The organism is Clostridium beijerinckii (genome assembly GCF_008705175.1).
Lineage (GTDB): Bacteria > Bacillota > Clostridia > Clostridiales > Clostridiaceae > Clostridium > Clostridium beijerinckii.
In genome coordinates this window covers 2,621,751-2,641,267 of the sequence record NZ_CP043998.1, presented here as the reverse complement: position 1 = coordinate 2,641,267, position 19,517 = coordinate 2,621,751, and the positions used below count along the sequence as shown (strand labels likewise).

Sequence of the window (19,517 nt, the reverse complement as noted above, 5' to 3'; positions counted from 1 at the left end):
GTTTATTAATTTTTGAATGAATGTATAGGTGCAGGAATTCTTCCACCTCTTTGAGCAAATAATTCTGATGATTTACCATTTACCTTCATTACAGGTGCTCTACCCAATAATCCACCGAACTCTACCATATCACCAATTTCGCAACCTGGTGCTGGTATAATTCTAACCGCTGTAGTCTTATTATTTATTACTCCAATCGCAGCTTCATCGGCTATCATTCCTGCAATCGTAGATGCTGGAGTATCTCCAGGAATTGCAATCATATCAAGGCCAACTGAGCATACACATGTCATTCCTTCTAATTTCTCTAAATTTAATGATCCACTTATAACAGCATCAATCATACCTGCATCTTCAGATACTGGAATGAAAGCTCCACTTAAGCCTCCAACATGGCTACATGCCATAACTCCACCTTTTTTAACTGCATCGTTAAGCATAGCAAGTGCTGCAATTGTACCATGAGTTCCAACTTGTTCTAATCCTATTTCTTCTAGAATTTCTGCAACCGAGTCACCAACGGCTGGTGTTGGAGCTAAAGATAAGTCAACTATGCCAAAAGGTACATCTAATCTTCTAGAAGCCTCATTAGCAACTAATTCTCCCATCCTTGTAACTTTAAATGCAGTTTGCTTAATTGTTTCAGCAACAACATCAAAAGATGCTCCTCTTACTTTCTCAAGTGCTCTCTTAACAACTCCAGGTCCGCTTACACCAACATTTATAATTCTCTCGGCTTCTCCAACTCCGTGGAAAGCTCCTGCCATAAACGGATTATCTTCTACCGCATTTGCAAATACAACTAACTTAGCGCAGCCAAACCCTTTTTGATCTTTTGTAAGTTCTGCAGTTCTCTTTATAACATCTGCCATATCTCTTACAGCGTTCATGTTTATTCCTGATTTTGTACACCCTACATTAACTGACGCACAAACTTTTTTTGTTACTGCTAAAGCTTCTGGAATTGAACTTATTAAAATCTTATCACCTTTTGTACAGCCTTTTTGAACCAATGCTGAAAATCCACCTAAGAAATCTATTCCAAGAGTCTCTGCTGCTCTATCTAAAGTTCTTGCAAATTCAACATAGCTAGTTTCATTAGTAGCTCCAGCAATTATTGACATAGGAGTTATTGAAACTCTTTTATTTACTATTGGAATACCAAATTCTGTTTCTATTTGCCTTCCAACCTCTACTAAATGCTCTGCAGATTTTGTAATTTTATCATATATCTTAATTCTAGCTTTATCTCCATCTGGATCTATACAATCAAGCAAGGATATTCCCATTGTTATAGTTCTAACATCAAGTTTTTCTTCCTCAATCATTTTTATCGTTTCAAGTATATTATTAGTATTCATAAGCCCCTCCTATTATAGTGAATGCATTGACTTAAATATTTCTTCTCTTTGAATCTTTACTTCTACCCCAAGTCTTTCACCCTCTGCTGTAAGTCCTGCACGAACTTCCTCAAAAGTCGCATTCATATCTTTGCAGTCTAATACCATTATCATGGTAAAAAAACCTTGCATTATAGTTTGATTAACATCTAATATATTGATACTATATTCTAACATTTTCTGACTAACCCCTGCTATAATACCAACTTTGTCCTGCCCAATTACTGTTAATATTGCTTTCATGCTTATCTACTCCATTCATAAGTTATTTTTAAGATCCTTATTAAAAATATTATCCAATTCTAATTGAATTGGATAATATACAATAAGCATCTTTATTGCTCTCTTTATTCTATAATTTATATTATATTTTGTCAATTTTAAGAGAACGTTTTGTAAATATTTTTTCTTTTCGTTCGGATTTTTCTAAATATCACTTAAAATGAAAATTTCACATTACTTCTTTAAGTTCTTTAATACCTTTAGAATGTCTTTAGGCTTATATGTATAATCTACACATATTCTATTTAGCTCTGCAGAATTATCATCTCTGTCAGCGTATCCTCTTTCAGTAGTAAATCCCATTGAATAACCAACTTCACTAAAAGCTTTCTTAGTATCATCATTATATTTTCCTTCTGGATAAGCAATCGAAATTATAGGCTTATTAATTAAACTTTCTAACTTTTCCTTAGAATTTTTTAGTTCTTTTAATTGTTCTTCATATGACATAGTCGGAAGATCAATATGAGAAACTGTGTGAGACTCTATATCAATTATTCCACTACTACTCAACTCTTTAACTTGGTCAGTAGTTAGATATCCATCTCTATCTAAATAACTTTGTATAACAAAAATCGTTGCATTCATATTAAACTCTTTTAATATTGGAAATACATTAGTGTAATTATCTCTATATCCATCATCAAAGGTTAGAACAACACTTTTTTCTGGAATAGCCTTGCCCTTAGAAAGGTAATCATTAAGTTGAGCCATTGTTAATGTCGTATATCCATTATCTTTAATAGCTTGAAGCTGTGTTCTAAATTTATCCTTTGAAATAATAATAGGGCTTTTTACTGAAGGATCATCATTTATAGAATGAAAACAAATTACCGGCACGCCTCTATTATCATTTATTAACGGTACTTCCCCAAACTCTTTTTTCTCATCCTCTGATGGGTTTTCGATAACATCTTTTTTATCACTATTTTGACTAGTAGCCATATTAGCAAAAGAATTTATTCCTTTATTAATCCCAATAAAAGCAATTATTCCAATCACAACTAAAAGTGATACTATTTTAACTAATTTTATAGAATTACTTCTCCTGCTATTATTAAATCTTTTTCTATTCTTTTTTTCTTTCATAATATATCTCCTTATAATATAAAGCATAAATGTATCTTAAACTTTATTTTTTATAGTTACAAATTTAATTTTATTCATATATAATTTCTTTCATATTTAGCCTATATGTATCACAAAGTTCACCCGCTTTTACTTGTAACCTTCACTATTTTCAATATACTTCACAAAAATTACAATTTATAAATAAAAATTCATATAAATTATAGCACACAAGGCAACATTTATAAAATATGTATATATTAAATCCTAAAATATATTATTTACAAATAACTTAAACCTATAAATAATGGCTATTTCAATTATATTGCAATAATAAATTTATGCTTAATACTCTAGCATCCAGATCACTTCAATTGAGAGCTCAACACAAAACTCCAATTGTTGCATATATATTTAATTACTTTTTTATAATACAACAAAAAAATTAAGGTGAGATAGTAAATACAATTAGAAAATTTACTATCTCACCTTAATTTTTATTTAGGCATATGAATGAAAATAACAAGTATAAAATACCAGTCCTATTCTTCTTTTACAGGTAGGTATATTAATCTAATAGCAAAATTACTATGACAATCTGCTGACGCAGAATAATAGGAAATGGTCTTAGCAGATGGACTTATTATTTTTTCGATTATGCCTTATCATTATTTTTAGCACTTAATTTCGTAGTACTTAAATGTTCAGCTGATATTCTCTCTGTGTTCTTAGATTTTTTATAATCATTTGAAAAATATATTATTAGACTCTCATCATTACTTTCTGCATTAACTTGATATGCTACATTTTGTACGTACCCATGGATGAAATCATCTTTGCTAAAAAACAAATTGATCTCTGTACCTACTTTGGTAATGACATTTATTATATCCTTCAAATCTTTAGATTCTTTTGTAAAAACAATATCATCACTTTCTACAAGACAAAACTCAACCTTCATAGCTTCCACCCCTTTCTGTTACTAAAATTATATAAATTAAGAATTATTATTTCAATATCTAAAATCTAGGGATTATACTTATGAATAGCAATTAGCTTATGAAAGTAATATTATACTTACTTATCCGTTCTATAATTTAATATTTACGTATGTATATGTTGCAATTAAATTTCTACATTCTAGTTTTTAATTTAACACGTAACTTACCAGGGTTTTAAATATAAATTTATTATTGCATCATATACATATCTCAAAATTTTTCTTACTAAAAATATCTTAATTTTAAGTATCAGTTAATTATACATACCCAAAATGATTTTAAACTAATGCTCTAGACATGCTAACTAATGCTTTAGTTGAATATTTTCTATTAAATTCACTTACTCTAATATTAAATCCACTATATGGCATACTTTTCTGTTCTAAGACATCATCTCTTAACATTTTAGATAATCTAAGATCAAGTTCAACTTGTCTAGTATCTTCTAAAACCCCTGTTCCCGAATTAATAATATATATATTAAGAGAGAAGCCCTCAGTTTCTGTAACTTCTTCTAATTCAACGGAATTTTTACACATATGTATAGAGTACGGAACTTCTATCCATTGGTGATTACCAAACCTGAATAACATGATAATAACATTATCTTCTTTGAAATATCCGTATTTCAGATCACCTTTTATAATAGCTTGTCTAGATTTTTCTGTAAATTTCGTAGTATAAATTAATAAATTGCACCCATTTTTATTTATATCGAAACTTATTCCTTCTGGATACCTTGCAATACCATCCTTAAATGGTTTCCCTACCTCAAACAATTCCACAAATTTCGCCCTCCTTTTTAATATACATTTAATTATACTTTATTTTATCTAAAAAATCAAAAATAAGTTAACTTAATTATGCAGTTCAGAAAACTATGTTGCTTTTCATATATTAGTAGGAAAGCTAAATTCTGTTACCTTAACATATAATCTAACAAGAAGGTGAACTAATGAAAAAATTATTGTTTATAACTTGGAATATAAAAGGAAGCATTTGAAACTGTTGCAACTCTTTGCTTTGATGATGATAAACCTTTTCTAAAATACAAAGATCAATTTAACGTAGTAGATGCTTTTGAAAAGAACAATTATGTGCCTAAGTTATATACACATGCCAATTTATGCTCTCACAAAGACAGTTCACCCCAGATAGTACCATTATTGAAACGCATGAATAATATTGATAACTTTAATAATATTGAAATAATCTTACGCTATGAGCCAGAAAAAGGACATGATGGATTAAATATTCTAGATATACAAAATTCTAGGAGAAGCTTGATATTCAAAGATAGCCTTAAATAAGCAAAGAAAATTGTGTATAGTGGCATTTTCTTCGCTTATTCTTCATTAGAAAATTAACCTATATCGTTTTCTTTTAAGTAATACTTTCCTTGTCTCCAAACAAGTATGTCACTATTCACCATTTGATTTAAGGCTCCAACTAAGAAAATATTTATTTTAGTTAGGGTTCCATTTTTAAAATATACCTCTGGCTGAAATTTTTCATTGGTGTGTATTTCTTCAAATGTCAACCCATCATTTTTATTTTTAAACATTGTTAATATCTCTTTTTTACCGTCTAACATAAGTCTCCCTCCTTTATATATAATTAATTATATATAATCAAAAGAAATATATAACCAATTATATAAAAAAGAGGAAATTATTTTTAGATTTCATACGTAACATATAATAAAATTATGTATATATTAATATATGTAAATTTAAATATTAAATTAAATCACCTTTAAATTCGTCACTCTTGCTAAAGTTGGAACATCATCTTCTTCTCCATCTATTACAACAACAGCGCTATGTTCTCCCATCAATTTAATTACAGTCCCTGTCTTACCTTTATTATCATTTTCTAAAAATTCAACTCTATCATTTATTTTCATTATAGTCCCTCCATATTTTTTATAATATTTTTTTCTAATATTAATTATATCATATTTCATGGTTCATATTGTTTAATTTATAAAGAATGTGATATACCCTAATTTAGTTTATACATTTTCCCTTAATTAATCCTAGTTTATTAGAATATTAGACATATGTTCATTGTAGCAATATATGTTATTAACTGTTTTTAACATATAAACTAATATACATTCTTATATTAAAAAGCACTCATAATTCTATGAGTGCTCTTTTGTATAATTATTTTTTATAACCCTTGTTCGTAGCTTTCTATCATTCTTTTTACCATTTCTCCACCAACGCTACCATTTTGCCTTGAAGATAGGTTCCCTTTATCGATGTTTTCATAGTTTTGTAATCCAATTTCTGATGCAACCTCAGTTTTTAATCTGTTTAAACCTTGCTTTGCTTCAGGTACTAATGTTCTATTGCTTCCACTATTATTTGATGCCATTTGAATCTACCTCCTTTTATTTTAATTTTGTTTGGCAGTAATATATTAACCAATCACACAAAATATAATCTATAAAAATATTAACAAAAATAGTATTGATAGCTTGTATTAGTTAATATTACTGTATGTCCCTAAGTACTAAGTAAATTTACTTACATGTTATTCATTGATATATTCGCCTAAAGCAGAAATATTCTTGTATTAACGCTTTATTTACTATTATTTAATGTTTTTATTATAAACTCATTCAATATCTCATCAAATTTCTGTTCAATTTTTTTATTCCTGTCTACATGTGCCTTATAACCTCTAACTACATTAAATATTACACCTATAACTATGAATAACAAAAAGAAATTAATCAGCAGTAAAATTAATAAATTATAGTCGAATTTCATATTGCCCTCCATAACGCATCCATATATTAGTCCTATAATATTACCAGACAATATAGATGTATATGAGCAATATTTAATTATATTCGTATCTAGCATATATTTTTGCTAATTTATTTAGCAAAAGCATTTATATTCTTTCTAGTACTCTTATAGATAACCCGACTAAGACCTGAACTTATGCATATAACTCGCCGAAATAAGGATTATGCTGTTGCTCCAGTTTCTAAGGAATTATGATGGATGATCCCAAGATTACAAGCTGCACTCAAGATGCTAGCATCAAAGGCAAGATTTGAACTAGCATACTTGAAACAACTTATAATCTAGGAATCAGAGCCATCAAATTCCTAATGAAACATTTCACAAAAGCATAATTCTTATTTCTAGTTGGGATATATTTCATAGACAATAAAAAAGGCACCACAATAAAAAGTAGCACCTTTCATAAAATTATCAATTATTCCTAAGCTTCTTTAACATTATAAAGATTGTATTTCTCGCTGTCCCTTCTATAATAATCGCAAGAAACCTTTGCAGTGCAATAAGCTGATGTACAGATGATAATTTCTTTTATAGCTTCTCTAGTAGCCTCCATTGCCTTTCTTTTATAAAAGCAGTTCGATTCGCTTTTGCACCATGAGCAACTTTCATCATTATACTCTTTTACTAAACCTTTAAATTCATCTTTAACCATTTAAAACCTCTCCCTTATTTAGATTATTAATTTTATAAAGGCTATATTAAATTTCCTTGTTCTAGCTCTTTAAATTATCTTTTCATTTTACTTAAACACAACTTGTAGTGTTTAAATTTAAGCATATTATTCATTTCGGCGATACACACGCATAAGTCTAGATTATAGCTGATTTATCTATATATGTATCCACATTAATATATTTATGAAAATTTCTTATACTTATGTCTATATATTTTGTTTTCCACCATGCCAACCAAATATAATAAACAAACTAATACTATAAACTCTAAAGGATAGTAAGTAATATTAATATGACTTACTATCCCCCGTCAATATTACTGAACCCGTAAAAATTCCTCATAAGTTTCTATATTATCTTTTCTATTCGTATCCTTTAACCATTTATCATACCTCAAAATGGATTTTTCTACTGTTTCCAATCTTAATTTGCCTTTATTTTTTCTTGTAAATTCTGCATAATATATGTTTATTTTAATTATATTCCCCATCCATTCTCATCCCCTCTAATATTCTATAGAATACAATTAATTTGGTAAAATTTGTATAGCAAATTCTGAAGAAAAAATTTAAATTAAGTGTTAATTTTATAAGTATTTCACTTCTTATACTGTAAATGTTATCACAACATTCAAACTTTAAAAATGCTTTTTACTCTAAACGCACAAATCTGACTATAAAACAACAATATTTTTGCTTTAATTCTTTTTGTTGTGAAAAAATAGCATTATTTATTCACATAACAAAAAGCACCTATAAATTTAGATGCTTAAGACTTTGATATTTATGTTAGTATGTTTATATAGTATGCTTTCTATATAGCATATATGTAAACCCTCTTATTTTGAGGGTTTGTACAAATTTCTGTTTTATTCCCATTCAATAGTTAATATCTCGAGTTCTCCTTCTTTAAGAGAAACTTTATATCCATCAGTAATTAACCATGTAGCCAAATCTGTAACCATGTTTTTTCGGAGCTCATCTCTTTTACTTATGGCAAAAACGGCTGAAACTTTATTGACCCCCGATTTTTTACCTTGCTCAATGTTTCTCAATATTATGTTCTTATTTTCGTTTAATTTTTCTTCATATTCACTCACAATATTTCCTCCCTCCAACTCGACATATATATAATTCCCAAATTATTTTCTTATAGAAACTTTCCTTGACATATATTTATACTATTACAATTCTATGATATAGACCTCCAGATTATTCTATATTTTATGTTGTAATAATAAAAACTGTTCTAAATATAAACCATGTTTATATCTAGAACAGTTTTCTTTCTTAAATCTATTTATCACCAATTTCTGATGTCACATCTATTCCTCTATGTTCAACTGCTGTAGAGAACACTATTTGAGTTTCCGTATTTCCAAACTTTTGTAATTCTCCAATAAAGGCATCTAATTCTAAAGTTGTGTGATAAGCAACCTTTATCAACATGGAATACTTGCCTGTTACGCAATTGCACTCAAGCACATTTGGGCAATTTGATATGAAAGGATAAAACTCAGGTTTCTGCTTAGGCGTCATTTCCAAATTAATAAACGCCTTAATATTATATCCTAACTTTAGTGGATCAACGTGCGCAGAATATCCTGTAATAACACCTGCTTGTTCCAATTTTTCAATTCGTGCTGACACTGCGGGAGTTGATAAAAACACTTCCTCTGCTAAATGCTTTAGTGGATAACGAGCATTTTCTTGTAGAAGTTCAATAATCTTAAAATCAATCTTGTCCATATACTATACCTCTGTCTCCTTATGAATTAATTATAATAGCAAAATTAAAGAATAAAAAAACATATCAAATAATCCTAATAGTTTCTGATTATTGATACGCCCCTTTGCGCTTTATTATTAAATTTCCAGCAATCTATTCTTCCTTTATACTTATTCAAATTGCCTATCTGTTATATTTATATTTTAAGGTGATTATTAGAAATTTACAAGTACTTTTTGAGGTTTTGATTTAAAAAATTAACTTTATATTTTAGTATAAACTATTATACTGCTCATATATTCCAAACTTTTCCTTATTTATTCTCAATTTTTATACTATTTTATTGTCTTTATGAATTTTTTCTTATTATTAAACAAAACATTATCTATAATTTTAGCAATATCACGAATTTATAAATATAATTCAATACTTATGTTCGCATTTTATTTAAAATTTAAGACTTAATAAAATTAAGCATTTTTATATCTACTATAATTTTATTTAAGTGTATTATGCTAATTTTTAGCTTTTATTCACAATTTTGTTTCTAATATTTACATTGATTTTAAAGCGTGATAATCTTCAGTCATAGAGATTAACAAAAAAATAACGGTAGATATATCTTGATTATAAATTTATCTTTTGTTGTTAGAAATTATTTTGAGTAATCTATTATTTTAAATTTTTGAAATGATTTAAGTTATGAAAGCGAGGAATTTTTAAATGAAAACACGTATGGAATCAGACTCAATAGGGACTATGGAGGTACCAGCCAGTGCATATTACGGCATTCAATCATTAAGAGCAAAAAGCAATTTTCCTATTACTGAAAGAAAATTAAATAAGGAATTTATAATTAGTCTTGCTGAAATAAAAAAAGCTGCTGCTATTACAAATAGAGATGCAAATTTCTTAACTTCAACGATTGCCAATGCTATAATAAATGCTTGCGATGAGATTATTTGCGGAAAATTACATGAAGAATTTATAGTAGATTCAATTCAAGGAGGCGCAGGAACTTCTGCTAACATGAATGCTAATGAAGTTATAGCTAATCGTGCAATTGAACTCCTTGGAGAAATTAAAGGCAGTTATAATGTTGTACACCCAAACGATCACGTAAATATGGCCCAATCTACTAATGATGTATTCCCTACAGCCGGAAAACTTACAGTTCTAAAAATGCTTCCAAAAACTATTGCAGAGCTTCAACGTTTATATAACACTCTTAAATTAAAATCGCTAGAATTTAATAATATAATTAAAATGGGACGTACTCAACTTCAAGATGCGGTTCCAATTAGACTTGGACAATCATTCAATGCTTTTGCATCGATGATAAAACGTGATATAGAACGCTTAAAAAAGGCTGAAAAAGATATGCTTGTTCTAAATATAGGGGGCACAGCTATTGGTACAGCAATAAATGTAAGCCCTGAATATTTTCATAATATAACTCCTAATTTAAGAAAAATTTGCGGTCTTAATTTAACTCAATCAAATGATTTAATTGATGCGACTCAAAATCTTGACTGTTTTGTAAGTGTATCAGGACTTCTAAAAACATGTGCAGTTAATCTATCTAAAATGGCAAATGATTTAAGACTTCTATCTAGCGGACCCAAAACAGGTTTTGCTGAAATCAACCTGCCTTCAATGCAAAATGGTTCTTCTATTATGCCTGGCAAAGTTAATCCTGTTATTTTAGAAGTAGTCTCACAAGTCGCATTTAACATTATAGGTAATGATTTAACAATAACTATGGCAGCAGAAGCAGGTCAATTAGAGCTTAATGCTTTTGAACCTGTTCTATTCTATAAATTGTTTGAGTCAATAGAAACGCTTCAAAATGCCACTACAACTTTAGTTGATAATTGTATTATAGGTATTACTGCTAATGAAGTAAGATGTAAAGAACTCTTAGACAATAGTGTTGGTATTGTAACAGCACTTTGCCCATACATTGGATACCAAAATTCCGCTGACATTGCAAAAGAATCATTAAAATCAGGAATTTCTGTAAAAGAACTTGTTCTAGCTAAAGGTATATTAACTTCTGAGGAATTAGAACAAATTCTAGATCCAAATTTAATGACACAATTGAATTCTTCACTAACAATAGAATCAAAGGAAAAAATAAATCAAGCAATATAATTTTTAACTCTTGGTATAATTTTTAAAAATTTGGATTATACTATTATATGAACATGATTTTATGAATCGTGGTATTAACCAAAAAGAGATAGCACATCTTATATGCGCCATCTCTTTTTTATATTATTATACATAAATATGACTGATTAAATCTTACTTAAACAATATTCATTGAATATATAAGTAATTGGATACTTTTTAAGTCCATTAAAAGCATCTCTACTTCTAAAATCAGAGGATTCCAAACAAAAAGATTCGCTAGAAACACTTTCATCATCTTCTTCTTCGAAATTTCTAAAACAATAAAAATCATTTTCTTTATTTGCTTCAATAGAATATACACCCAGCATACATGAAAAATCAGATTCCATAGTATATTCTTTAGGCAGTTTTTTCTTCATTTTATATAATAATTCTTGCAAATTATATCCTTCAACAGTATAAGATTTTCCATCTAGATCAAGTGAAAGCATATTATTATAAGAATTTCTCTGTCTCTTAATGAATAATATAGATTCTCTCACACATTCCTCATCATCATATGTCATTATTAATGGAATTCTCACATCCATAGCATATTCTATTAATTCATCATCCTTTAAATAGAAAAGTTGTTTATGCTCATAAGGTCTCTTAGTATAAAAATCAAAATCAAAATGATCATCATAAAAGACGCAATCTCTTATATTAAATTGAAGTCCCCCTTTTAGAAAGTATAGTTCTGCCTGCTCACAGCCAAAATTATCAGTATATATAGCAGAATATTTTACCTTGACCATATAATATTTAATATCCCTCCCCAATTTATTTTTCTCATATCCCATTATAATTTAAAGTAAAGAATTTAAATTATAATAAAAAACCACCTTTCTATATTACCACATTTAACCACAAACAGCAAAGATTATTATCTATGTACTTTTAATTATAAATAAAATTTTTATTTTGAGGTTCATAGAAAGATAGTTCATATTTTTGAGCTAATTCCTTTATCAAATCGCTTACATGATCAGCCTTGCTAAATACACAAGACATAATAATGTGTCCTTCTGATTTATCAAAAGTTACACTCCATGGGCATAAATCTAAATCCCCAATTTCCTCTTCACTTATATCATCAATTTCAGGATGCTTAGATGTTAATTCTTCATAAAAATCTTGTATTTTTTGTGTAGGACCAATTAACGAAGTATCTCCTTCGCATAGTCGTTTATATAGAATTTCTGCATCCTCTTTATTTTTTACAATATTGCAGTGCCATACCGCACAATCCCAACTCACATTCTTCCCCCTTTGTAATAAGCTCCAATATCATTTTCAATAATTTGCTTTTATAATAATCTTCCTCATAATTATTATAATGTATATCTTTAATTTTCAAAATAATAATTTACTAATAATAAGAAATTATTTTCAAAGTCATTAAATATGGGTTTCGGAATCAATAGTAACTTGGTTTAACTCAAAATAGAACTTAATGCTCTTTTATTAAATGCTGCAATAACTAAATTACCTATTAAAAGCCCAATAACCATCGCTGCAAAAACATCTGATGGATAATGTACATATAAGTATAACCTTGAAAAGCCTATTAATGTGCTTAGAGTTAATGCAAGTATCCCAGCTCTTTTATTCATATAATTAATTATAGTTGCTGGTGCAAATGAACACATAGTATGGCCTGACGGAAAAGAAAAATCTGTTGGCAGCTTCATATGAATCATATTTAATATTGGTTCAGCATTAAAAGGACGAGTTCTGGCTACTAAAGGTTTTAAGCCTAAATTTCCTACAATAAAACATAATATCAAAGAACATATTATCATAATACCATACTTCCTATATTCTTTTCCTATTATAAGTATTAAAGCAATAAACGTCCATATAGTAATTTTACTTCCAAGAATAGTTATTAGTGGCATGATCTTATCTAAAGCGGGAGTCCTCATATGGATTTGTATAAATTCTAAAATATTATTATCTATGTTCTGAATCACTTCCATAAATTCCAATTCCTTTTCTCATTTATTTTTTCATAGTTTTTGTATTGCAATATAGATAAACCAACTATAATCTATACTTATGCATACATCTCACCGAAATGAATAATATACTTTTGTTCCAGTTTCTAGGTAATTATGATGGGTGATTCTAAGGCTATAAAGTTGCATCCAAAGTGCTAGCCTCAAAGAGCAAGCTTTGAACTAGCACATTTGGAACAACTTATAGCCAAGAATCACATCCATCAAAATTACCAATGAAACATTCCACAAAAGTATATCACTCATTTCTGTTTGGAAAATATTTCATAGTCTGAGCATAGCTTATAATTGTGGTATCTCTAGCAAGTTTACGTTTAAGATATTAATAAAAAAGAGCTCAATTAATCTTAAAATGTAAAAACTTAAGTGCAATATATAGTTTATATTGATAATTGCTGTAAATTTTTCTAATACTACTGTATCATTAATTTAGCAGGATTTATATAGTTTCTTATTATATACAAATACTATTTACTCTTATTGATAGGAATTATCTTTATCCCTAATATAGAAAATTTTACAAAAGTAATATATAATTGTTTTATATGTAATTATACAATTATAAGAAAGAAGGTAACATTTAATGTATGAATTTAAAGAAGAATTTAAGACTGGAATTGATTTTATTGACGAACAGCACAAAGTTCTCTTCGAAATAGCAGACAAAGCTTACAATCTACTAAAAAATGATTTTACAACTGATAAATATGATAACATATTAGAGTTAGTAGATGAGCTACGCGACTATACATCATTCCATTTTAAAGCAGAAGAAGAATATATGAAGAAAATTAACTATAAAAGAATGTTCACTCAAAAGATAGAACATGACGCTTTTATAAAAAGAATTAATGAAGTAGATTTTAGGAGTATTGATGAAAATCAGAATGAATCGATTTCTACTCTATTACAGCTTTTAAATGATTGGTTAATTGAACATATCTTTGAAAACGATAAGTTGATAGGTCAATAAAGCTCCAATTTAGCATTTTCTAGGACAAGCTTTTTCTTTTTAGATATAAAATTATTATAAAAAAAAATACTATCTCTCAATGTTTTTTACTAATACATTTTGAAATAGTATTTTTTATTTTTCCAAGTTTTCACAGATTGGTAATTTCACTTTATATCTATAGGATAATTTATTTCAACTATCTATCCTTCTTCCCATGCCCCATCTGGTCCTAAATAATAAGTTCCAATATATATGTCCTTAACCATTACTCCAGAGGAATTTAAATAATATAAATTTCCATTATATCTAAGCCACCCTGTCACCATTTCTCCAGAACTATTTAAATAATACCAATTCCCTCTATTTTGAATCCATCCACTCAGCATTTTTCCTGTAACTGTGTCCAGATAATACCACTTGCCTTCACTTTTAAGCCATCCGGTTTTTGCCATACCGTTTTCATCTAAATAATACCAATTATCTTTGTATTTATACCAACCAGTATTCTGTTCGGGACCACTATAATATCGCCAGCTATTGTTTACATACACCCATTCCCCATTTGCCTTCACATCATAAATTAATTGAAATGCAAATACAATACTTAATAAAGTGCCTAACATTAATATATATTTAAAACTAATAGTTTTTATCATTCTCTTATCCTCTCCAAATCAAAAATCTATATTTACTATTATTTTTATTAACATAATTTATAAAATAGACTTAAAATTCTGAAATAAAAAAAACGTAGGCGACTGTGGAGCCGTAGATTTTTTTACGCATCTGCCTTTTCGAACGTATGTGAGAAAAATTTGGCAGGCGAATATATTTTCTTTTTTATTCTCTTTACAAACCGTAACCTTCTGAATTGGTCTTTTCTATAACTTATACACAGATTTAACTTGAATATAAATTCCTAGAGAATAAAAAAATTCAATTACACTGCTGTATATATGATGAAATTAAGTTTCTACACTCTACTCCTAATTAATTATCTGGTTCATTAGAATCTAAAATCTAAGTCTATTATTGCAATATAGATTTATAAAATTGTTTATATATTTACATAACTGGTATATTATAATATTATGTAAAAACAATGTTAAGGAGGCTTTATTATGTCAAATTTATTTAAACACTCCCTCGAAATTAAACCTAGACAATCTATGGTTGATATAACTTCTTATATAAGAGAAGATATTAAAAACAGTAATATTAGAAATGGAATCATAGTAGTTTATTGCCCTCATACTACAGCTGGAATAACTATAAATGAAAATGCAGATCCAGATGTAGTTAGCGATTTAATATATGGTTTTGAAAAAATTTACCCAACCACAGATTCGAATTATAAGCATTTTGAAGGGAATTCACATTCTCACCTAAAATCTTCAACAGTAGGTGCTTCACAAACTCTTATTTTAAATAATGGCAATCTAATTTTAGGACGATGGCAAAACGTATATTTCTGCGAGTTTGATGGTCCTAGGGATAGAATGTTTTATGTAAAAATAATAGAAGGCTAATCCTGGTTAAATTTTATATTTACATAAAAACTAAAGAGGAATGTAAACCTAAATACATTCCTCTTTAGCAACAAATCTAAAAAGATATTTTCTTTTATCTAGCATCATGTCCTGTATTCTCTATACAGCTTTTAATTTCTTCTACTGTTGCAGGAGCATTATATACTACTTCAACACTTCCACGTGCAAGATCTACACAAACCTTATCTACACCTTGGATTTTTTCCAGTGCATTTTTAACTTGTGTTTTCATATTTTCATTTGCTAATCCATCAACATTATAATGTATTCTTTCCATATATACTATTCTCCTTTTTCTACAAAGTAACAAGTATAGTATGTTCAAAATCACACTATTATATCAATATTTTTTAAAGAAAATCCACTCATATTTGTTCGCTGGATACTCAAAGAGTAAGTAACCATAATCAAATCATAGATGCTTACAGAGAAAGTTCTGCACCTATAAATTAAACAGCTATTCTGCAATTAAGAACCCTTCACTTATAGCCAAATACAAGATTTTGATCATCACTTTTGAAATGTCTGCTTAACTGATTCACATCAAATAACAGATTCGAGTTCACTACTTATAAAATCAAATCATCCAATGTTCTTTTTGGAACATGATGTACTTGTTTGTCATCTCTCCAATACTTTACATCTCCAGATTCATTTATATTTTCTATAACTACTTCTTCTTTAGGATAACCAAGAGCTACTACCAAGGAAATTTCAAATTTTTCATCTAAATTTAGTTCTTCTCTTAGATTCTTTCTATCTATATTTCCTATAATGCATCCGCCCAAATTATTTTCAACAGCTCCAAGTAACATACTTTGTACTGCTATGCCATCATCTTGCGGCGCACCTTGGCCAAGACTTGTATCCTTTAGTACTACTATATAAGCACTTGGTTTTTCGCCTTCTTTAGGACCATCCCAATCCTTATAGTAACCTGCCCAAAATATGCATTTACTTATTTTTTCATTTTGTTCTTTTTCATTTGATAAAATATACCTTAATACTTGTTTATTAGCTCCTGATGCTGATAGCCTCGCTAAATCCACCAAGTCTCTTAAAGTATTCATATCAATGCTTTTATCCTGATAAAACCTCCTATATGACCTATTTTTCAATACAAGCTCTTTTATCATTTTAACAAACCACCTATCTTAGTTTTTCTACCTTTCTTTGTATATCCTGCATCCTCATATCTGTAGATGCTATAAGCTCCGCACATTCCTTTAAGTCTTGCGTAATATGCAGCGGTCCATCTCCAGATGTCTTATAATATAATTTATGCTCAAGACTAGCCCAAAAGTCCATAGCTATCGTTCTAATTTGAACTTCAACTCTGACTGGCTCCACATGATCCGAAAAAAATATTGGAACCTCTATAACTAAATGAAGACTTCTATAGCCATTTGGCTTAGGACTGTTTATATAATCTTTTTCTTCAATTAGTGTTATATCATCCTGTCTTATTAGCATATTGGCGATATCATATATATCACCTACAAAAGAACAGATAACTCTAATTCCCGCAATATCATTTAAATTCTTTTTAGCAGATTCAATGCTCATTTCGAACCCTTTACGTTTAAGTTTATCCATAATACTGCTTGGAGTCTTCACTCTAGATTTCATGTATTCAATCGGATTCCTCTTCCTCTTTATCTTAAGTTCATCATCTAAAATATCTAATTTAGTCTTAACTTCCTTTATTGCTGATCTATAAACAAGTAACGTTTCATTCATCTCTTCTATTCTTTCTTCAACTAATTCTGGTGATATAATGTTTTCTCTACTGTCCCAAAATATTTGATCATTTTCTTTTGATTGACCCATAAGCCTATTGTCCCCCTTAGTCTAAAAAAAGACTCTTCTTAACAAAATATATGTAATATATATTGCAATGCACATTTCACAATTCACAATTACAACTAAAATTCTTGTAATATTTTTTAGAATTATGATAAAGGACTATTTTTGCAATATATATTCTATTTTTTTCTTGCTTTATTTCCTCATACTAACATAATTTTAATTGAATATTAGAAAAACTTCAAGCTACTATTATTTTATTAGATAAACTGTAGTCTTTTTTCTTCCAAATTCCTTGACTTGCTCATGGGTTGGAAGCCACACATCTATTATATAGGTACCATCGCTTTTAACTTTAACTGCGCCACCTCTATCTTCTGCATCAAAAATACCGTCATCTTTATAATCTTTTAAATCCGGAATATATATTTTACTTCCTAACGGAATATTTTTAGGTACAGCTATAGTTCCAACTCTAGTATGGGTCTGCATTGCGGTTTCTGAGCCCCAAGCTTCTGAGCATATAGCGCAATTACAGTAGGCTGTTAATTCTGCTTTTATCGGCACTTTAGGTGCGGCAGTTAATACTTTTTCTATGCTCTCATTGTTATTAGTAGTATTCACATTTACATCAGAGGGCTTCTTATCTTTTCTAGCTATTAAGCCGCTGTAATTTATTTCACCAAATGTTACTTTACAATAAGCTGCAAGCCCACCTAAGACAATTGCTAAACATATGTATGTTACGCATACACATTTCTCTAATTTCGACAATAAATTTATTCTCCTTTATATTAATAATATATTTTTTTATTTTATTTTTAATTTATTTACAATATATACTATTATATAATATTTTTTCTTCATTTTAAAGTTAATTGGTTCATTATGTATTTATATCCAGTATAATCAACAAAATATAATTTCAACTTGTTAATTTACTAAAAATCCCATAACAACAAAATCTCCGCCGGCTGTGTAGCTTGAGATTCCACTATAATATAAAATTCTAGAGAAGTAAAAAAATCGCAGGCGACTGTTGTTAAGTTCCGTATTGTCCATATAAGAACATTTTATGTAGGCGAATATGATTTATTTTCTTAATCATATTTTTACAAGCCAACATCCTCTTAACCATTCATATAACTAGCTTTCAAAATCCAATTTTTTTATACTTTCCTAGACAATAAAAAAAACTTGGATTCATAATCTTAGAATTCCAAGTTTTTTTACTAATGCTTTATTTAAATTTTTATATATTCAATTTATCACCACATCTGCCATTAAAGGGTAATGATCAGAGGGATACTTCCCGTTATCATTATATTTAATTATTTCAGCATTAACCACATCTATTTCCTCCGATACAAATATATAATCTATATGAAGCCCTTTTCCTGACCTTTTGAAATTTCCTATTGTAGATTCATTATATAAACCCATATTTACGTCTTGTACTGGTAATAATTTTTTACTTGATATTTTCCCCTCTTTAAGACTTTTAATCAACTTACTATTAGGTCTATCATTAAAATCCCCCATTAATATAACTGGAAGTTTTTCATCTTCTATAAATTCTAAAATCTTTTTTAAACCATACATTCTTGCCTTTGGAAGCAGATTATCTAAATGAGTATTGCAAACCCTAACTCTTCTTCCATTATCCATTTGTAAAATGGCTGTTGTGCAAATTCTTGGAAGATATGAGTACCATACGCGGCTTCCTATCTTATCTGGAGTTTCAGATAGCCAGAAAGTTTTATAATCTTCAATTAAATAATTTCTAGAGATTAATAAACTGTTCCTTTCGGAAGAAACTTTTTTCCCTCTTGGGGCTCCAATAATATTATATACTTCAATATTTTCTTTAATATCATTAAGCATATTATCTTTAATTTCCTGAACCCCTATTATATCGCATTTATACTCATTTATTACGTTATAAATCAAGCTCCTTCTAGCATTCCATCTATCATTAAAATCTATAGGAACATCACGTCTTAAATTAAAGGTCATTACTCTCATTTGAATCCTC

Annotated in this window: 25 protein-coding genes; 3 read left to right on the top strand and 22 right to left on the bottom strand. The window is 28.6% G+C overall.

The genetic code is table 11. The features are described 5' to 3' along the window. Nucleotides 1-5: 5 nt before the first annotated feature. The 13 genes from F3K33_RS12040 to F3K33_RS11990 all read right to left on the bottom strand — a co-directional run bounded on the left by F3K33_RS12040 (nucleotide 6) and on the right by F3K33_RS11990 (nucleotide 8,995). Nucleotides 6-1,361 (bottom strand): PFL family protein, encoded by a 1,356-nt coding sequence (locus tag F3K33_RS12040; RefSeq protein ID WP_012058568.1) that lies wholly within the window; start codon nucleotides 1,359-1,361, stop codon nucleotides 6-8. 12 nt (nucleotides 1,362-1,373) lie between these two features. Then, complete coding sequence (locus F3K33_RS12035) at nucleotides 1,374-1,643, bottom strand: ACT domain-containing protein (RefSeq protein ID WP_012058567.1); 270 nt, start codon at nucleotides 1,641-1,643, stop codon at nucleotides 1,374-1,376. 213 nt (nucleotides 1,644-1,856) lie between these two features. Next, nucleotides 1,857-2,771 (bottom strand): polysaccharide deacetylase family protein, encoded by a 915-nt coding sequence (locus F3K33_RS12030; protein WP_023976150.1) that lies wholly within the window; start codon nucleotides 2,769-2,771, stop codon nucleotides 1,857-1,859. Between the two features lie 634 nt (nucleotides 2,772-3,405). After that, nucleotides 3,406-3,711, bottom strand: coding sequence for a hypothetical protein (locus F3K33_RS12025; RefSeq protein ID WP_012058565.1), 306 nt, complete (start codon nucleotides 3,709-3,711; stop codon nucleotides 3,406-3,408). Nucleotides 3,712-4,029: 318 nt separating this feature from the next. Next, nucleotides 4,030-4,536 carry a hypothetical protein gene (locus F3K33_RS12020; RefSeq protein ID WP_023976151.1) on the bottom strand — a complete coding sequence of 169 codons (507 nt, stop codon included), beginning with the start codon at nucleotides 4,534-4,536 and terminating at the stop codon, nucleotides 4,030-4,032. 578 nt (nucleotides 4,537-5,114) lie between these two features. After that, nucleotides 5,115-5,345: a hypothetical protein gene (locus tag F3K33_RS12015; RefSeq protein WP_012058563.1), complete on the bottom strand. Its 231-nt coding sequence runs from the start codon at nucleotides 5,343-5,345 to the stop codon at nucleotides 5,115-5,117. A 150-nt stretch (nucleotides 5,346-5,495) separates the two neighbouring features. Next, nucleotides 5,496-5,657, bottom strand: a complete 162-nt coding sequence (locus F3K33_RS26360) for a hypothetical protein (protein ID WP_012058562.1) — start codon at nucleotides 5,655-5,657, stop codon at nucleotides 5,496-5,498. Nucleotides 5,658-5,926: 269 nt separating this feature from the next. Next, nucleotides 5,927-6,133, bottom strand: coding sequence for an alpha/beta-type small acid-soluble spore protein (locus F3K33_RS12010; RefSeq protein ID WP_017209309.1), 207 nt, complete (start codon nucleotides 6,131-6,133; stop codon nucleotides 5,927-5,929). A gap of 209 nt (nucleotides 6,134-6,342) precedes the next feature. Further along, entirely contained in the window at nucleotides 6,343-6,531 is a 189-nt protein-coding gene (locus F3K33_RS12005; RefSeq protein WP_023976614.1) for a hypothetical protein, read from the bottom strand. A 463-nt stretch (nucleotides 6,532-6,994) separates the two neighbouring features. Next, nucleotides 6,995-7,225, bottom strand: a complete 231-nt coding sequence (locus tag F3K33_RS12000) for a hypothetical protein (protein WP_023976615.1) — start codon at nucleotides 7,223-7,225, stop codon at nucleotides 6,995-6,997. A 338-nt stretch (nucleotides 7,226-7,563) separates the two neighbouring features. Continuing rightward, on the bottom strand, nucleotides 7,564-7,737 hold the full coding sequence (locus F3K33_RS26355; protein ID WP_017209312.1) for a hypothetical protein: 174 nt from the start codon (nucleotides 7,735-7,737) through the stop codon (nucleotides 7,564-7,566). A gap of 378 nt (nucleotides 7,738-8,115) precedes the next feature. Further along, nucleotides 8,116-8,346: a hypothetical protein gene (locus F3K33_RS11995; RefSeq protein WP_012058560.1), complete on the bottom strand. Its 231-nt coding sequence runs from the start codon at nucleotides 8,344-8,346 to the stop codon at nucleotides 8,116-8,118. 196 nt (nucleotides 8,347-8,542) lie between these two features. Continuing rightward, nucleotides 8,543-8,995: an Lrp/AsnC family transcriptional regulator gene (locus F3K33_RS11990; protein ID WP_012058559.1), complete on the bottom strand. Its 453-nt coding sequence runs from the start codon at nucleotides 8,993-8,995 to the stop codon at nucleotides 8,543-8,545. A 703-nt stretch (nucleotides 8,996-9,698) separates the two neighbouring features. Between F3K33_RS11990 and F3K33_RS11985 the strand changes: the two genes are divergently transcribed. Then, nucleotides 9,699-11,129, top strand: a complete 1,431-nt coding sequence (locus F3K33_RS11985) for an aspartate ammonia-lyase (RefSeq protein WP_039773887.1) — start codon at nucleotides 9,699-9,701, stop codon at nucleotides 11,127-11,129. A 146-nt stretch (nucleotides 11,130-11,275) separates the two neighbouring features. On the opposite strand, the gene F3K33_RS11980 is transcribed toward F3K33_RS11985, so the two are convergent. From F3K33_RS11980 to F3K33_RS11970, 3 genes are all read right to left on the bottom strand, one after another. Beyond that, nucleotides 11,276-11,908, bottom strand: a complete 633-nt coding sequence (locus tag F3K33_RS11980; RefSeq protein WP_039773888.1) for a DUF6304 family protein — start codon at nucleotides 11,906-11,908, stop codon at nucleotides 11,276-11,278. Nucleotides 11,909-12,050: 142 nt separating this feature from the next. Then, entirely contained in the window at nucleotides 12,051-12,410 is a 360-nt protein-coding gene (locus F3K33_RS11975; protein WP_012058556.1) for a hypothetical protein, read from the bottom strand. Nucleotides 12,411-12,586: 176 nt separating this feature from the next. Continuing rightward, nucleotides 12,587-13,132 (bottom strand): phosphatase PAP2 family protein, encoded by a 546-nt coding sequence (locus F3K33_RS11970; protein WP_023976618.1) that lies wholly within the window; start codon nucleotides 13,130-13,132, stop codon nucleotides 12,587-12,589. Between the two features lie 622 nt (nucleotides 13,133-13,754). Here F3K33_RS11970 and F3K33_RS11965 point away from each other — a divergent pair. Continuing rightward, entirely contained in the window at nucleotides 13,755-14,144 is a 390-nt protein-coding gene (locus tag F3K33_RS11965) for a bacteriohemerythrin (protein WP_017209316.1), read from the top strand. 182 nt (nucleotides 14,145-14,326) lie between these two features. Here F3K33_RS11965 and F3K33_RS11960 read toward each other — a convergent pair whose 3' ends face one another. Next, nucleotides 14,327-14,782: a cell wall-binding protein gene (locus tag F3K33_RS11960; protein WP_039773889.1), complete on the bottom strand. Its 456-nt coding sequence runs from the start codon at nucleotides 14,780-14,782 to the stop codon at nucleotides 14,327-14,329. Between the two features lie 465 nt (nucleotides 14,783-15,247). Between F3K33_RS11960 and F3K33_RS11955 the strand changes: the two genes are divergently transcribed. Further along, a complete protein-coding gene (locus F3K33_RS11955) occupies nucleotides 15,248-15,655 on the top strand; it encodes a secondary thiamine-phosphate synthase enzyme YjbQ (protein WP_039773890.1) in 408 nt (135 codons plus the stop codon). A gap of 94 nt (nucleotides 15,656-15,749) precedes the next feature. Here the strand turns inward: F3K33_RS11955 and F3K33_RS11950 are convergent, their stop codons facing one another. From F3K33_RS11950 to F3K33_RS11930, 5 genes are all read right to left on the bottom strand, one after another. Next, entirely contained in the window at nucleotides 15,750-15,953 is a 204-nt protein-coding gene (locus F3K33_RS11950) for a heavy-metal-associated domain-containing protein (RefSeq protein WP_012058551.1), read from the bottom strand. 292 nt (nucleotides 15,954-16,245) lie between these two features. Next, the gene (locus F3K33_RS11945; RefSeq protein WP_039773891.1) at nucleotides 16,246-16,812 is read right to left on the bottom strand and encodes a nitroreductase family protein; all 567 of its coding nucleotides are present in this window, start codon (nucleotides 16,810-16,812) and stop codon (nucleotides 16,246-16,248) included. 13 nt (nucleotides 16,813-16,825) lie between these two features. After that, on the bottom strand, nucleotides 16,826-17,506 hold the full coding sequence (locus F3K33_RS11940; RefSeq protein WP_012058549.1) for a GTP pyrophosphokinase: 681 nt from the start codon (nucleotides 17,504-17,506) through the stop codon (nucleotides 16,826-16,828). Between the two features lie 228 nt (nucleotides 17,507-17,734). Next, nucleotides 17,735-18,256, bottom strand: a complete 522-nt coding sequence (locus tag F3K33_RS11935; protein WP_023976619.1) for a 3D domain-containing protein — start codon at nucleotides 18,254-18,256, stop codon at nucleotides 17,735-17,737. A gap of 486 nt (nucleotides 18,257-18,742) precedes the next feature. Further along, on the bottom strand, nucleotides 18,743-19,507 hold the full coding sequence (locus F3K33_RS11930) for an endonuclease/exonuclease/phosphatase family protein (protein WP_023976620.1): 765 nt from the start codon (nucleotides 19,505-19,507) through the stop codon (nucleotides 18,743-18,745). Nucleotides 19,508-19,517: the final 10 nt, after the last annotated feature.

Coding starts and splice junctions, on each gene's coding strand:
- F3K33_RS12015 (WP_012058563.1), bottom strand. CDS start 5,345: ATGTTAGACGGTAAAAAAGAGATATTAACAATGTTTAAAAATAAAAAT.
- F3K33_RS11930 (WP_023976620.1), bottom strand. CDS start 19,507: ATGAGAGTAATGACCTTTAATTTAAGACGTGATGTTCCTATAGATTTT.
- F3K33_RS11985 (WP_039773887.1), top strand. CDS start 9,699: ATGAAAACACGTATGGAATCAGACTCAATAGGGACTATGGAGGTACCA.
- F3K33_RS12040 (WP_012058568.1), bottom strand. CDS start 1,361: ATGAATACTAATAATATACTTGAAACGATAAAAATGATTGAGGAAGAA.
- F3K33_RS11990 (WP_012058559.1), bottom strand. CDS start 8,995: ATGGACAAGATTGATTTTAAGATTATTGAACTTCTACAAGAAAATGCT.
- F3K33_RS26355 (WP_017209312.1), bottom strand. CDS start 7,737: ATGGGGAATATAATTAAAATAAACATATATTATGCAGAATTTACAAGA.
- F3K33_RS11945 (WP_039773891.1), bottom strand. CDS start 16,812: ATGATAAAAGAGCTTGTATTGAAAAATAGGTCATATAGGAGGTTTTAT.
- F3K33_RS11965 (WP_017209316.1), top strand. CDS start 13,755: ATGTATGAATTTAAAGAAGAATTTAAGACTGGAATTGATTTTATTGAC.
- F3K33_RS11940 (WP_012058549.1), bottom strand. CDS start 17,506: ATGGGTCAATCAAAAGAAAATGATCAAATATTTTGGGACAGTAGAGAA.
- F3K33_RS12025 (WP_012058565.1), bottom strand. CDS start 3,711: ATGAAGGTTGAGTTTTGTCTTGTAGAAAGTGATGATATTGTTTTTACA.
- F3K33_RS11960 (WP_039773889.1), bottom strand. CDS start 14,782: ATGATAAAAACTATTAGTTTTAAATATATATTAATGTTAGGCACTTTA.
- F3K33_RS12035 (WP_012058567.1), bottom strand. CDS start 1,643: ATGAAAGCAATATTAACAGTAATTGGGCAGGACAAAGTTGGTATTATA.
- F3K33_RS12005 (WP_023976614.1), bottom strand. CDS start 6,531: ATGAAATTCGACTATAATTTATTAATTTTACTGCTGATTAATTTCTTT.
- F3K33_RS11970 (WP_023976618.1), bottom strand. CDS start 13,132: ATGGAAGTGATTCAGAACATAGATAATAATATTTTAGAATTTATACAA.
- F3K33_RS12010 (WP_017209309.1), bottom strand. CDS start 6,133: ATGGCATCAAATAATAGTGGAAGCAATAGAACATTAGTACCTGAAGCA.
- F3K33_RS11980 (WP_039773888.1), bottom strand. CDS start 11,908: ATGGTCAAGGTAAAATATTCTGCTATATATACTGATAATTTTGGCTGT.
- F3K33_RS11950 (WP_012058551.1), bottom strand. CDS start 15,953: ATGGAAAGAATACATTATAATGTTGATGGATTAGCAAATGAAAATATG.
- F3K33_RS12030 (WP_023976150.1), bottom strand. CDS start 2,771: ATGAAAGAAAAAAAGAATAGAAAAAGATTTAATAATAGCAGGAGAAGT.
- F3K33_RS11955 (WP_039773890.1), top strand. CDS start 15,248: ATGTCAAATTTATTTAAACACTCCCTCGAAATTAAACCTAGACAATCT.
- F3K33_RS26360 (WP_012058562.1), bottom strand. CDS start 5,657: ATGAAAATAAATGATAGAGTTGAATTTTTAGAAAATGATAATAAAGGT.
- F3K33_RS12000 (WP_023976615.1), bottom strand. CDS start 7,225: ATGGTTAAAGATGAATTTAAAGGTTTAGTAAAAGAGTATAATGATGAA.